At 66.2% G+C, this 12,456-nt stretch carries 15 protein-coding genes and 1 pseudogene; 11 read left to right on the top strand and 5 right to left on the bottom strand.

Annotated features, from left to right (window positions below; translation table 11 throughout):
- The first annotated feature begins 262 nt into the window (after positions 1-262).
- On the top strand, positions 263-907 hold the full coding sequence (locus ACQP0C_RS13290; RefSeq protein ID WP_433733228.1) for a DUF2165 domain-containing protein: 645 nt from the start codon (positions 263-265) through the stop codon (positions 905-907).
- On the opposite strand, the pseudogene ACQP0C_RS13285 reads toward ACQP0C_RS13290, so the two are convergent.
- The 3 genes and pseudogenes from ACQP0C_RS13285 to ACQP0C_RS13275 form a co-directional block, all read right to left on the bottom strand.
- Positions 883-1,536: pseudogene (locus tag ACQP0C_RS13285) on the bottom strand (dienelactone hydrolase family protein); the annotation flags it as partial. The gene ACQP0C_RS13290 and the pseudogene ACQP0C_RS13285 sit on opposite strands and share 25 nt — an antisense overlap.
- 143 nt (positions 1,537-1,679) lie before the next feature.
- Positions 1,680-2,192: a MarR family winged helix-turn-helix transcriptional regulator gene (locus ACQP0C_RS13280; RefSeq protein ID WP_433733227.1), complete on the bottom strand. Its 513-nt coding sequence runs from the start codon at positions 2,190-2,192 to the stop codon at positions 1,680-1,682.
- Positions 2,193-2,289: 97 nt separating this feature from the next.
- Positions 2,290-2,448 carry a hypothetical protein gene (locus tag ACQP0C_RS13275; protein ID WP_433733226.1) on the bottom strand — a complete coding sequence of 53 codons (159 nt, stop codon included), beginning with the start codon at positions 2,446-2,448 and terminating at the stop codon, positions 2,290-2,292.
- A 406-nt stretch (positions 2,449-2,854) separates the two neighbouring features.
- On the opposite strand from ACQP0C_RS13275, the gene ACQP0C_RS13270 reads away from it, so the two are divergent.
- The 8 genes from ACQP0C_RS13270 to ACQP0C_RS13235 all read left to right on the top strand — a co-directional run bounded on the left by ACQP0C_RS13270 (position 2,855) and on the right by ACQP0C_RS13235 (position 8,669).
- Positions 2,855-3,934 carry an alkene reductase gene (locus tag ACQP0C_RS13270; protein WP_433733225.1) on the top strand — a complete coding sequence of 360 codons (1,080 nt, stop codon included), beginning with the start codon at positions 2,855-2,857 and terminating at the stop codon, positions 3,932-3,934.
- A 346-nt stretch (positions 3,935-4,280) separates the two neighbouring features.
- Positions 4,281-4,706 carry a hypothetical protein gene (locus tag ACQP0C_RS13265; protein WP_433733224.1) on the top strand — a complete coding sequence of 142 codons (426 nt, stop codon included), beginning with the start codon at positions 4,281-4,283 and terminating at the stop codon, positions 4,704-4,706.
- Positions 4,703-5,002 carry an SH3-like domain-containing protein gene (locus tag ACQP0C_RS13260; RefSeq protein ID WP_433733223.1) on the top strand — a complete coding sequence of 100 codons (300 nt, stop codon included), beginning with the start codon at positions 4,703-4,705 and terminating at the stop codon, positions 5,000-5,002. Before ACQP0C_RS13265 ends, ACQP0C_RS13260 begins: the two co-directional genes overlap by 4 nt.
- Positions 4,999-5,709 (top strand): thiocyanate hydrolase subunit gamma, encoded by a 711-nt coding sequence (gene scnC / locus ACQP0C_RS13255; RefSeq protein WP_433733222.1) that lies wholly within the window; start codon positions 4,999-5,001, stop codon positions 5,707-5,709. The genes ACQP0C_RS13260 and scnC overlap by 4 nt, the downstream gene beginning before the upstream one ends.
- Positions 5,706-6,035: a ScnB gene (locus tag ACQP0C_RS13250; protein WP_433733221.1), complete on the top strand. Its 330-nt coding sequence runs from the start codon at positions 5,706-5,708 to the stop codon at positions 6,033-6,035. The genes scnC and ACQP0C_RS13250 overlap by 4 nt, the downstream gene beginning before the upstream one ends.
- 157 nt (positions 6,036-6,192) lie before the next feature.
- Entirely contained in the window at positions 6,193-7,350 is a 1,158-nt protein-coding gene (locus ACQP0C_RS13245) for an FIST signal transduction protein (protein WP_433733220.1), read from the top strand.
- A complete protein-coding gene (locus tag ACQP0C_RS13240) occupies positions 7,347-8,096 on the top strand; it encodes a Mut7-C RNAse domain-containing protein (protein ID WP_433733219.1) in 750 nt (249 codons plus the stop codon). The genes ACQP0C_RS13245 and ACQP0C_RS13240 overlap by 4 nt, the downstream gene beginning before the upstream one ends.
- A 225-nt stretch (positions 8,097-8,321) precedes the next feature.
- The gene (locus tag ACQP0C_RS13235) at positions 8,322-8,669 is read left to right on the top strand and encodes a Rieske (2Fe-2S) protein (RefSeq protein WP_433733218.1); all 348 of its coding nucleotides are present in this window, start codon (positions 8,322-8,324) and stop codon (positions 8,667-8,669) included.
- A 34-nt stretch (positions 8,670-8,703) separates the two neighbouring features.
- On the opposite strand, the gene ACQP0C_RS13230 is transcribed toward ACQP0C_RS13235, so the two are convergent.
- Together ACQP0C_RS13230 and ACQP0C_RS13225 are read right to left on the bottom strand one after the other, a co-directional pair.
- Positions 8,704-8,826 (bottom strand): hypothetical protein, encoded by a 123-nt coding sequence (locus ACQP0C_RS13230; protein ID WP_433733217.1) that lies wholly within the window; start codon positions 8,824-8,826, stop codon positions 8,704-8,706.
- Between the two features lie 197 nt (positions 8,827-9,023).
- On the bottom strand, positions 9,024-9,701 hold the full coding sequence (locus ACQP0C_RS13225; RefSeq protein WP_433733216.1) for a FadR/GntR family transcriptional regulator: 678 nt from the start codon (positions 9,699-9,701) through the stop codon (positions 9,024-9,026).
- Positions 9,702-9,907: 206 nt separating this feature from the next.
- Here ACQP0C_RS13225 and ACQP0C_RS13220 point away from each other — a divergent pair, with 206 nt between their 5' ends.
- Positions 9,908-11,383 carry an amino acid permease gene (locus ACQP0C_RS13220; RefSeq protein ID WP_433733215.1) on the top strand — a complete coding sequence of 492 codons (1,476 nt, stop codon included), beginning with the start codon at positions 9,908-9,910 and terminating at the stop codon, positions 11,381-11,383.
- Positions 11,380-12,447: an asparaginase domain-containing protein gene (locus tag ACQP0C_RS13215; protein WP_433733214.1), complete on the top strand. Its 1,068-nt coding sequence runs from the start codon at positions 11,380-11,382 to the stop codon at positions 12,445-12,447. Before ACQP0C_RS13220 ends, ACQP0C_RS13215 begins: the two co-directional genes overlap by 4 nt.
- The last annotated feature ends 9 nt before the right edge of the window (positions 12,448-12,456 follow it).

The raw sequence follows: 12,456 nt of genomic DNA, 5'->3' as shown, positions 1-12,456 counted from the left end.
CTCCTCTGTCATTCGCAACGGACACATCGACCGACTGCACGTCTGCCCGACTTCCTTCGGCACATCGCCGTCACTGTCCGCTTCCCGCGTTCCCGACCACCAGCGTTCACCCACGTGCGCAGATCGACCGCACCGACACGCCCAGCGAGATCGGATTCGATGCCGTCGGGTGCCCGCGCCCTTCCCAACCATGAAGTCTCCGCGCCCGCCGGAATGGTCCGAATGGTCGAACATGGAGTTCGGTCGATTCGAGGAGGGTCACATGAAACCCAGCGGCACAAGGATTCTCGACATTGTGGGTAGCCGTCGGATGGCGGTGGCGACGTTGGCGGCGATCACCGGGTTCTACTATCTGTTCGTCGCATTCACCAACTGCGTGGATACCGATACCAACCGAAACGCCGTCGCCGCTGTGCTGTCGATGAAATCGACGATCCACAACGCCGGAACCGATTGGCGAGCGATCACGAACAGCAGCGTCGCCCTGGTCGCCTACATCCTGATCGTGATCTGGGAATTTCTGACCGCCTTCGCGCTGCTGGCGGCCGCGGTGGTCTGGGGCCGGGTGCTGACCGGACGGCCGCGCCGACTTCGAGCCGGTATCGACGCGGCCGTGAAACTGTCGAGCCTGGGCTGGACCATGGCAATGCTGCTGTTCGCGGGCGGGTTCCTCACGATCGCGGGTGAATGGTTCCGGATGTGGGCCAATAAGCAGGTGAACGCATCATCGGCGGCGCTGCAGAACTTCCTGATCGCCGCCGTCGGCTTGATCCTCGTGCATCTTCCCGAATCGAGCACGCCGCGGGATACCCCTCGTGACACCGATGAACCCGCCGGGCACAGAGCCGCCGTCGAAGACGACGGCCACGGTGGACCAAGTGTTCAAGGACGCACACCGCTGAGGTGACGGCGGAACCAGTCGAGGGCCAGATCCGCCACCTGCTCGAGTGTGCCGGGCTCCTCGAACAGGTGCGTCGCATGGGGGACGATGTCGATCTCGCTCGGACACGGCATCCGCAGCCGGGCCTGCTGATTGAGCTCCAGCACCAGCTGGTCGTTACCACCGACGATGAGCAGCGTCGGCGCGCGGACCAGCGCCAACCGCGGACCGGCCAGGTCGGGGCGGCCGCCACGAGACACCACTGCCGCGATCTCGATGCCGGGCTCGGTGGCCGCCCACAGCGCGGCACCCGCTCCGGTGCTCGCGCCGAAATATCCGGTGGCAAGCTCGCTCAGCTCCGGCCGCGTGCGCAACCAACGGGTCACCTCGACGAGCCGATGAGCCAGCAGCTCGATATCGAAGACTCGGGCACGATCACCCTCCTCGTCCGCGGTCAGCAGGTCGACCAGCATCGTCGCGAGTCCCGCACGATTCAGGACATCGGCGACCAACCGATTTCTCGGACTGTGCCGACCGCTGCCGCTGCCGTGCGCGAAGACGACCAGAGCGGTGACGTCTTGTGGGACGGCCAATATCCCGGCCAGTCGAATGGAATCCGACGGCACCGTGACCTCGTCTGTGCGCGTCAAGGGATCGGATGCAAAGGACTGCATCGCACACCTCCTGATATCCGGACTACCCCGACCAGTCGGTCATGCGCAAGGGTTTGAAGTGGTCGGCCGAGTATTCAGGCCCCCCGAAGACAGCTGAGCTGATGTGCCGCGGTCTGCGATGGGTCTCAAATTTTGCGACTGGCCTGTACCAGGCTGTTTTCGATGCGGCCCAGGATCTCGATGGCCTCGGATTGCTCATCGTCGGTCAGGGAGTCGGTGACGCTGGTTTCGAGTTCGGACCACAGGCGCTCGACTTCTCGACGCAGGGCGAGACTGGCGGTCGTGGGTTCGATGATGCTGGCACGCTTATCGTCGGCGCTGGGACGGCGGCGGACGAACCCAGCGTGTTCGAGACGCCTGATCGTGCGGGTCATTGTCGCGGCGTCCGAGCCGAGCATTCGGACGAGGTCGGTCTGACGCTGGGGGCCGAGGTCCCACAGCTGCATCATGACCAGTTCCTGACCGGGGTGCAGTCCGACGCGGCGCAGCAGTTGCCCGGCGAGCATGCGGTGCAGTCGCGCCACCCGCAGAATGGCATGCGACATCGCGCCAGCCTGGACCGACGGCGGCAGCGGGACATCGGCCGCTGCCGTGGCCTCCTCATGGACGGGATCGCCGATCTCCATATCCTTCGACAACCGTTCCTCGCCATTCGTAAAACTGCTCGAACAGCTGGCTACTCTACGCAGCCACCCCGTCGAGCGAGTCCGCCGCCGCAGTCGGGATGGCTTGCCTTCACCCGCCATTGCGGGCGCTGATCACCGGGCGTTGCACGTCGGCAGGGCTGTTGACGCCGAAACTGATCAGGCTGGGCGTCCTGTTGCACGCCGGAATGACCAGCGCGGACGCTGCCGAAATCCCGCGCACCCGCGTCATGGCGCAAGCGGTGGTCAAGCTCGCCGCCACCATGGACGTGCGTACCCGACGCGCGGCTGCGTCCCGCCCCGGTCCAGGCGATGCTGACGGGCATTGCCAGCCGGCGCTATCTGCTGCGCATGCCCGGTCCGCAGGCAGCCGACATCGTGCGGTCGACCGTCCCGTCCTGCGCGAGTTGTTCGCGCCGACCGATCCTGATCGCGAACACAAGTAGCTCGCAGATCTCTGTTCGAACAGTAAAATTCGGCACCTGAGCAGCGCTGAGCACATACTACGAACGCGGCAGTCGAACCTTCTGATCTCTATCTCGATGATATCTAGGACCTTTTCTGCTTGTGATCCACGGCACACAACTGCCAGGAATTACGGTCTGTCGATACCTGTTCAAACAGGTAAATATTTCCGCCAGAAGGAGCTCGAGCCGATGACCACAGCATTCGATCCGATCGACGTCGCGGGCAAGCGCCTGTCCAACCGCATCGTCATGGCACCGATGACCCGCAGCCGCGCGTACGGACCGGGGTCCAGCCCGACAGCGGCCATGGCGACCTATTACGCACAGCGCGCCAGCGCCGGGCTGATCGTCACCGAGGGCACGCAGCCCTCGGCGGTCGGCCAGGGCTACCCCTTCACGCCCGGACTCCACTCACCGCAACAGGTGGCGGCGTGGCGGCCGGTGACCGACGCGGTACACGCCGCGGGCGGGACGATCTTCGCCCAGCTGATGCACACCGGCCGCATCGGACATCCGAGCATGCTGCCCGAGGGATTGTGGCTCGTCGGCCCGTCGGCGGTGGCCGCCGCCGGAAAGACGTTCACCCCGGAAGGGATGCAGGACTTCGTGACTCCGGTGGAGCTCGCCGAAGCCGATATCGCCGCGACGATCGCCGATTTCGCACAAGCCGCCCGCAACGCGATCGACGCGGGTTTCGATGGCGTCGAATTGCACGGCGCCAATGGCTATCTGCTGCATCAGTTCCTGTCCACCAACGCCAATCGGCGCACCGACGGCTGGGGCGGCTCGACGCAGGGACGGATCCGATTCCCCATCGCGGTGGTGCGCGCGGTGGCCGACGCGATCGGCGCCGACCGGGTCGGCTTGCGCATCTCCCCGGCCAACCCGCTCAACGACATCGCCGAGGACGACTACCGCGACACCTACCGAGCACTGGTCGAGGCGATCGAGCCCCTCGACCTGGCCTACCTGCACGTCATGGAAATGGGCCCCAAGGCCGATCGGGACCTCACCCTGGATTTGCGCAAGCGTTTCACCGGCACGTTCGTCCTCAACCCCGGCACACCCGGCGCCGCGACCGGTCCCGACGAACTCTCATTGATCGAGGACGGGACAGCCGACATGCTCTCGTTCGGCGCGCTGTTCCTGGCCAACCCGGACCTGCCCGCCCGGCTGGCGGCCGGGGGCCCGTTCAACACCCCCGATCAAGCCACCTTCTACGGCGGCGACGAACACGGCTACACCGATTACCCCACGCTCACCGCGTGAACGCGGCCGCCTTCGCGACCCCGGGTCGCCACCCCTACGACGGTGGTGACCTGGGTGGTCGCACCCCGGAGCGGCGTCTTCAGCAACCCGATCCTGGCGTGTACGCTCTCAAAGAAGATCATGTAAATGTGACAGGGGTCACAGCTCCTGCCGCTAGTTTCGTTGTGCCAGATTGTCGGACCACGCGCCCTGTTGGAGTTCCGATGGCGCTCGTTCACACGCCCGTCCCGACGAGTGAAGGGGTTGGCTCGGCACTCGTCGCCGCGGGCATCGTTGCTCGATAGCCGGGTGTGCGCCGTATGCAATCACCTGTCGGGGAAACCGGATCCGTCACTACGGAGACCTCATGAGTTCACCGAATCGATTCGACGAAATGCAAAGTCGCGTCGCAGATATCGCTCCCGTCTTCCGCAAGCCGCTGGACTCGCCGTACGAGATTTCGAATGAGCTGTTCGCCGCGCTGCGGCACGTCCTGCACGACGTCGGCGGACAGCCGGATGTGCCGATCGAGTACAAGGAAAAAGTCGAAGAACCCTGGGAGATGAACACCTACGTCACCTGCGAATGCCTCGGCTGGCGTGGCGTGTGGAATTCCGAGGAACGCCGCCGCGCCGAGAACGATCTCGGCGCGACGCTCTACTTTGGGCTGCCCTACTACGCGCGTTGGGCGACCGTCGCCGCGAAGGTACTGGTCAACAAGGGTTTGATCACCCCGGACGAGCTGTCGGCGAAATTGGACGAGGTACGCGCGCGGTTGGAGACGCGGACATGACCAGGAAGTACCGGATCGGCGATCGCGTCCGGGTGCGGGACGCGACATCGATGTTCCACACCCGCACCCAGGCCTACACCCGCGGGCGGACGGGTGTCGTCGTCGAGAACCGGCCCGAGTGGGTGATTCCGGAGGACGAGGCGTGGGGACGCGACAACGGCCGCTTCGAACCGTTCTATGTGGTCCGGTTCCGCCAGATAGACCTGTGGCCCAAATACACCGGCTTCGACGTCGACACCCTGGAGACGGAGGTGTCCGAGCACTGGCTCGAACCAGCGGAGGAGGATTCACAGTGAGTCGGACCCACGACCACGGGGCGCACGCACCGATCGAGACGAGCGGCGAGATCAGCGAGTTCGAGGTCCTGGAGACCGCGATTCGCGAACTCGCCATCGAAAAAGGCCTGTTCTCACAGGAAGACCATCGACGGTTCTCGGAATGGGCCGAATCGGTCGGTCCGCACGGCGGTTCGACACTGGTCGCCAAGGCGTGGACGGACCCGGATTTCAAGGCGCGCCTGCTCGCCGACGGGACCGAGACCTGCAAGGAAGTCGGCATCGACTGGCGCGACCCGACCGGCTCCGGAACGCCGAGCGACTACACCTACTTCTACGTGCTGGAGAACACGCCCGAGGTGCACAACGTGATCGTGTGCACGCTGTGTTCGTGCTATCCGCGGCCGGTTCTCGGGATGTCTCCGGACTGGTATCGCACCCCGAACTACCGTCGTCGCCTGGTGCGTTGGCCCCGTGAGGTGCTCGCCGAATTCGGCCTGCACTTCCCGCCCGACGTCGAGGTCCGCGTGCACGACTCGAACCAGAAGTCCCGTTTCATGGTGCTGCCGATGCGCCCCGCGGGCACCGAGGGCTGGACCGAGGAACAACTCGCGGCCATCGTCACCAGGGACACGATGATCGGCGTGGCACTGCCCCAGGTGGACTGGACTGCACAGGTGCCACCGAACCAGGTCCATGCCGACACGAGCAAGGATGGGCAGCGATGAACAACGGTCCCTACGAAGTCCTGCTGGACACGCTGGACCCCGCGTCCCGGCGGGAGCGCACCCTGCCGGAGCTGGACCGCAAGCCCGACCCGTGGGAGTCGAGCATGCAGGCAACCTGCGAATGCCTGTCCTGGCGCGGCACATTTGACAACCTGGAACGCCGCCATGCCGAGGATGCGCTCGGCGAGACGATCTACCACGACTTTCCGGTGCGGACCCGATCGGCGGTCGTCACGGCCCACACGCTGATGGATCGTGGATTGATCACCCCGGAGGAACTGCGTATGCGGATGGAGGCGATTCGGACGCGGTTCAACAGGGAGTAGCCCTCCTAAGGATTCGTAGTATCCCCGCGGTGGCAGTACCACCACGCCCGCGGCGCCCAACACCACTCCGACGCGGTAGCCCGGCGATCCACTTCCGATGAAATGCGTTCTGCGACAACAACTCCTACCCTTTGTCAGGGGTCGCTACGATGGAAGGGTGCGGATCGGAGTCGGACTCTCCACCGCGCCGCGAGCGCGGCAGGCGGGCGTGGAGGCCGCAGCGATCGCGCGCGAGCAGATCGCGGGCGAGTCGCCATCGCTTGCTGTGCTGCTGGCGTCACGAGCACACACCGACGAGGCCGCCGCGGTACTCGCCGGAGTCCACGAGGCGGTCCGGGTGCCCGCACTCATCGGATGTGTGGCACAGGCCATCGTTGCGGGCCGCCGCGAGATCGAGGACGAGCCCGCGGTGGCGGTATGGCTGGCATCCGGATTGCCGTCCGCCGCAGAGACCTTCCAGCTCGACTTCGTCCGCACGACCGCCGGAGGGCTACTCGCGGGCTACCGCTTCGACAAGGCCGCGCGCGACTTCCATCTGCTGCTGCCGGACCCGTTCTCCTTCCCCGCCGACATCCTGCTCCAGCACTTGAACACCGATCTGCCCGGCACCACCGTGATGGGCGGGCTGGTGAGTGGCGCGCAGTGGCCCGGCGGCAGCAGACTGTTCTGCGACCATGAGCTGGTCACCTCCGGCGCCGTCGGCGTGCGACTGCCCGGCCTGCACAGTGTCCCCATCGTGTCGCAGGGCTGCCGACCGATCGGGTACCCGTATATCGTCACCGGCGCGCGTGGTGCGCTGATCACCGAACTGGGCGGGCGCCCACCGTTCGATCGGTTGCGCGAGATGGTCGAGGTGCTGCCACCCGACCAGCAGGAGCTGGTGACGCGTGGGCTGCAGATCGGAATCGTGGTCGACGAACATCTGGCAACGCCCGGACAGGGCGATTTCCTGATCCGCGGCCTACTCGGTGCCGACCCGTCCAGCGGCGCGATCGAAATCGGTGAGCTCGTCGAGGTCGGTACGACCGTGCAGTTCCAGGTCCGCGATGCGGTCGGAGCGGACGAGGATCTGCGGGCGGCCCTGGTTCACATGGGTTCGGATCTGCCGGGACGCCCGGCCGGTGCATTGCTGTTCACCTGCAACGGACGCGGTCGGCGAATGTTCGGAGTCGCCGACCACGACGCCGCGACCATCGAGGACCTGCTCGACGGCATACCGCTCGCCGGCTTCTTCGCCGCGGGCGAGATCGGTCCCATCGCCGGCCGCAATGCGTTGCACGGATTCACGGCGTCGATGGCGGTCTTCACCGAATGAGCGTCGATATGCGGGTCTACGCCGAGCTGAACGACTTCCTGCGACCCGGCGAGCGATACACGGTGCTGCGCCGACAGTTTCGTTCGCACCAGACCGTGAAGGATGTCATCGAGGCGGCCGGCATCCCGCACACCGAGGTCGACCTGGTTCTGGTCAACGGGCGCCCGGTGGCCTTCGACAAGCGTCCGCACGACGGCGATCGGATCGCCGCCTATCCGGTGTTCGAGAGCCTGGATATCGGCCCGGTCACCAAGGTGCGCCCACGTCCGCTGCGCGAGCCACGCTTCGTCGTCGATGTCAATCTCGGCGGCCTCGCCAAGCTGATGCGGCTGATGGGCCTGGACGTGCGCTGTCCATGGGACGCCGAGGATGCCGCACTCGCGGAACTGTCGGCGGCCGAGCATCGGATCCTGCTCACCCGCGACCGCGGACTGCTGAAGCGGCGCAACGTAACTCACGGCGTGTACATCCGCTCGGACCAGCCGGTCGATCAGATCGTCGAGGTGATCCGGCGGCTCGACCTCGGCGAGCAACTCGCACCGTTCACCCGCTGCCTGCGCTGCGGTGGCGCCGTCGTCGCGGTCGCCAAAGCCGAGATCGAAGATCTGCTGGAACCGCTCACCCGCCGCCATTACGACACGTTTCGACAGTGCCACGGCTGCGGGCGGGTCTACTGGCAGGGCTCGCACCAGCGTCGGCTCAATGCCACGGTGGCGGCGATCTGCAGCGAGCTGACTCGATCCTGACACCGGTGTCGCGATGACACGGCCGGACTATTTCGACACCGATGCCGCAGCCGGAATCTACTGTTGAACCAGATGGTGCTGCACCCGCTCGTCGGCCTCGGCCGACCGGTGCCACCGCGTTGAACGCGGTGGCGCGTGCGTAGCCGCTGACGTTGCGACCGGTCATCGGCTCGATGCCGTCCTCCAGCCGGATCCATCTTCTTGTGGCTCGAACGGGAGAAAAGCATGACGAAGCAGATCAAGGTGTGCTCGGTCGAGGACCTACCTCCGGGAACCGTGACCGGCGCGGGCCCGTATGCCGTCGGAAATATCGACGGTGAATATTTCGCGGTCACGCGCCGGTGTCGACATCTGCGGGCCGATCTCGCGGGCGGGTCGATCGAGAACGGCCGACTTGTCTGTCCATGGCATCAGGCTGCCTATGACGTGCAGAGTGGGCACATGGTGCGCGGGCCGCAGCAGATCTTCGCCAAGATCCCCGGGCTCGGCACCGTGTTCACGACGCTGACCAAGCTGTGGCCGCTCGGACGCGGCAGGGTGACGTTTTCGGGCGACGACATCGTGGTCGAGTAGATCCGAGCAGCCGGGCTCGGTCGGGTGCGCGGCCCTACCGCGTGCGGCGGACGACTCGGACTCGCTCGAAGAGGCCGAGCAGTTGCTGTGCGTCCGCCGTGGAGAGTTCGGGGGCCGCGAGTACGTCGGCTACGTCCGGCGGTGTTCCGGTCGGCAACTAATCCACCCATTGGCACGTCGGCAGATTTCCTCGGTCGAGGCGCACGGTTGTGGTTTCGCGAAAACCATAGGCGGTCAACGAGATTCCGGCAGTGTCGGCATCGACAGTGAACATTGCCGGGCGCGGGCTCGGTGAGCGGCAATCGCACCAGGCCGCTCCGGTCACACGCAGCGCTGTCGCTCCGACCGTTGGCGTCAGGCGCCGATGCGGGCCACCGTCGCGGCCACCCGCTCCAGGTGATCGGTCATCGCGGCGCGTGCGGACTCCGGCGAACCGGCCTCGATGGCGCGCACGATCGCCTCGTGCTCGCGGTCGGAATCGGTGCGGCGGTCCTGGGTCAGATTGAGGAATTCCGATTGCAGGTCCAGCGCGCGGCGGGTGTCGGCGACCATGGCGGCGAGCATGGTGTTACCGCTGGCGGCGGCGATGGCGGTGTGCAGTTCGCCGTCGTAGCGCACCCAGTCCTGGGCATCGGTGGCCGTCGCCAGCTTGTCGAGGATCTCGAACAGCAGGCGCACCTGGTCCGGCCTGCGCCGCTCGGCGGCGAAACCGGCGGCCGGTATCTCGACGAGCCGTCGCGCCTCGATCAGGTCATCGGCGCCGACACCCGCGAAGGTCGGCTGCGTATCGGCATTCTTGGAGACGATGAAAGTGCCTCGGCCGGTATGGGTTTCGGTGAGTCCGAGGATCGCGCAGGCATGCAGTGCCTCGCGGACCACCGGTCGGCTCACGCCGAACTGCTTGGCCAGCGCCAGCTCCGCGGGCAGGCGGTCGCCTACCGCGTAGTCCTCGCTCTGGATCAGACTCTTCAGCCGACGAAAGACCGCCTCGGTGGCGCCGATGCGCTGCACGTATCCCTCTTCGACCGTCACGCGACCAGTATGGAGACTTCCGCGATACGGCGTCAAAATGCTCGTTCCAGCGGGTATCGGCCACCGGCGGACCCGGCGTTGACAGCCGCTGTGACCCCCGTTACAGTCAACCTGTCTGACAGCCTGACAGCCTTACTTCTGAGCGTTCCGAACAGCGCTGAGCCCGCCCATCCGCGGAGGCTGGATCCGGCCCATGGAAGGTTTCGATGCAAGACCACGACCAACAGTCGACCGCCACCGCGCCCCAGTCGCGCATTGATATCGGCGACCTCGGCTACCAAAAGCGGCTGCGCAAGCGCCATATGCAGATGATCGCGATCGGCGGTTCGATCGGCACCGGGTTGTTCCTCGGCGCCAGCGGCCGAATGGCGCTGGCCGGCCCCTCCCTCGCCCTCGTCTACATCGTGTGCGGGATCTTCACGTTCATGGTGGTGCGCGCGCTCGGCGAACTGGTCATGTACCGGCCGTCATCGGGAGCGTTCGTGTCCTATGCCCGCGAATTCCTCGGTGAACGCGGGGCGTATTCGGTGGGGTGGCTGTACTTCCTGAACTGGTCGACGACGCTCGTCGCCGACATCACGGCGGTCGCGCTCTACGCGCACTTCTGGTCGTTCTTCGTACCCGTGCCACAGTGGGTGCTCGCGCTGATCGCGCTCACGGTCGTCGTCGGGCTCAATGTGGTGTCGGTGCGGCTGTTCGGCGAGCTGGAATTCTGGTTCGCGCTGGTCAAGGTCGGGACCATCATCGTGTTCATGGCGCTGGCCGTCGGGTTCATCGTCACCGGAACATCGGTGGGCGACAACGTCGCCGGCATCTCGACGATCACCGACCACGGCGGGCTGTTCCCGCGCGGCCTGGCGCCCATGCTCACCATCGCCCTGGGAGTGGTGTTCGCATTCGGCGGTACCGAGATGATCGGTGTCGCGGCAGGCGAATCCGATAATCCGCGGGCCGTGGTGCCGCGCGCGGTGAACTCCATCATGTGGCGGATCATCCTGTTCTACGCCGGATCGGTCATCCTGTTCACCCTGCTGCTGCCGTGGACGGCCTACTCCCCCAGTGAAAGTCCGTTCGTCACGGTGATGAGCTCGGTCGGCATCCCACACGCGGGCGATGTCATGAATCTGGTGGTGCTCACCGCGGCGATGTCGAGTCTGAACGCGGGGCTCTACGCGACCGGCCGCACCCTGCGCTCGATGGCGGTGGCGGGCGCGGCGCCGCGCTTCGCACAGCGGATGAATCGCAGCGGCGCCCCGTACGGCGGGATCCTGATCACCAGTGTGGTCGGCATTGCCGGGGTGGTGCTCAATCTGGCCATGCCGCACAAGGCCTTCGAGATCGTGCTGAACCTGGCCGGACTCGGCATTGTCGGCACCTGGGCCTCGATCATGATCTGCCACTGGATCTTCGTGCGCAGAGCCCAGCAGGGGCACTACGACCGACCGGCCTTCCGGCTGCCGTTCGCGCCGGTGCTCAACATTCTCACGCTCGGCTTCCTGGCCGCGGTGATCGTGCTGATGTTCTTCGACGACGAGATCGGCCGCATCACCCTGGCGGCGTTCCTGCTCGTCGTCGCCGCCATGGTCGCTGGCTGGTTCCGGGTGCGCGGGCGGCTCGATCCGGATGTCCTGGCTCCCATCGAGCGGCCCGGCACCGCGGCGGACGGATCGGTGTCCGCGTGACCGCTCGCGAGCTGCCGGTTGCGACTGTGCCGCAACTTCTTTCGCCGGTCACTGTCGACATCCTCTACACCGGCGGAACGTTCGGGATGGTCGATCACGGTGCCGGCCTGCGACCCCGCCGGGGCCTCGGCAGCGAGATCGCCGATGTCGTCGGACAATTCGAGCGCACGAGCGGTATCGCGGTTCGATTCGAGTACAGCGAGCTCGAGCAGGTCATCGACAGTGCCGACGCGGGCACCGGCACGGCGCGCCGGATCGCCGAACGGGTGCGCTCCGGTATCGCGCAACGGCGCGCCGACGGGGTCATCGTCGTACACGGCACGGACACGATGGCCTATGTGGGTGCGCGGATGGCATTCGAACTGCGCGATCTGGACGCGCCGGTCGTACTCACCGGCGCCCAGATCCCGCTTGGTCAGCGCGGCAGCGATGCCGGGAGCAACCTGGCGCTGGCGTTGAACCATATTGCCGCCCACCATGTTCCGGGAGCTTTCATCGCCTTTGGCACATCGCTGCATCCCGCAGTGCGGGCCAGCAAACGTGCCTGCGACCACTACGACGGATTCACCACGGTCCGGGAGTTCACACCGCCGCCGACACCGCCCCGGCTGCCCGAGACGCAGCCGCGCACGGACAGCCCACCGGTCGGACTATTCGCCGTCTTCCCCGGCATGGATCCGGACCTGCTCGACGCGGCACTGCACCACTATCGCGGCGGACTCGTCCTGGAATGCTACGGATCCGGCACGCTGCCGCTGCACGGTGACGCCACGGTGGCGGCAATTCGGGCGGCGACCACACGCGGGACTCCCGTGGTCGTCATCACCCACTGTGACAGCGGCGCAGTGGATCTCGACCGCTATCAGCCCGGCCGTGCCCTGCGCGCCGCCGGTGCCATTGGTGGTGGCGATATGACCAGGGAGGCCGCGCTCGCGAAGCTGGCGTACCTGGTCGACGCCGGCATGTCCGGTGGTGAACTGCGCCGGTGGATGACCACCAATCTGCTCGGCGAACTCTCGAACCATCATGCGACACAGCCGATCCCGAATCCAACCCACAACTGAACAGGAGCT

This window comes from Nocardia sp. CA-129566, assembly GCF_050956075.1.
GTDB lineage: Bacteria > Actinomycetota > Actinomycetes > Mycobacteriales > Mycobacteriaceae > Nocardia.
This window is presented reverse-complemented; position numbering and strand designations above follow the sequence as displayed.

Excerpts from the sequence above, each read along its gene's own strand:
- ACQP0C_RS13290 (WP_433733228.1), top strand. The coding sequence starts at position 263 with ATGAAACCCAGCGGCACAAGGATTCTCGACATTGTGGGTAGCCGTCGG.
- ACQP0C_RS13270 (WP_433733225.1), top strand. The coding sequence starts at position 2,855 with ATGACCACAGCATTCGATCCGATCGACGTCGCGGGCAAGCGCCTGTCC.
- ACQP0C_RS13265 (WP_433733224.1), top strand. The coding sequence starts at position 4,281 with ATGAGTTCACCGAATCGATTCGACGAAATGCAAAGTCGCGTCGCAGAT.
- ACQP0C_RS13260 (WP_433733223.1), top strand. The coding sequence starts at position 4,703 with ATGACCAGGAAGTACCGGATCGGCGATCGCGTCCGGGTGCGGGACGCG.
- ACQP0C_RS13250 (WP_433733221.1), top strand. The coding sequence starts at position 5,706 with ATGAACAACGGTCCCTACGAAGTCCTGCTGGACACGCTGGACCCCGCG.
- ACQP0C_RS13240 (WP_433733219.1), top strand. The coding sequence starts at position 7,347 with ATGAGCGTCGATATGCGGGTCTACGCCGAGCTGAACGACTTCCTGCGA.
- ACQP0C_RS13235 (WP_433733218.1), top strand. The coding sequence starts at position 8,322 with ATGACGAAGCAGATCAAGGTGTGCTCGGTCGAGGACCTACCTCCGGGA.
- ACQP0C_RS13220 (WP_433733215.1), top strand. The coding sequence starts at position 9,908 with ATGCAAGACCACGACCAACAGTCGACCGCCACCGCGCCCCAGTCGCGC.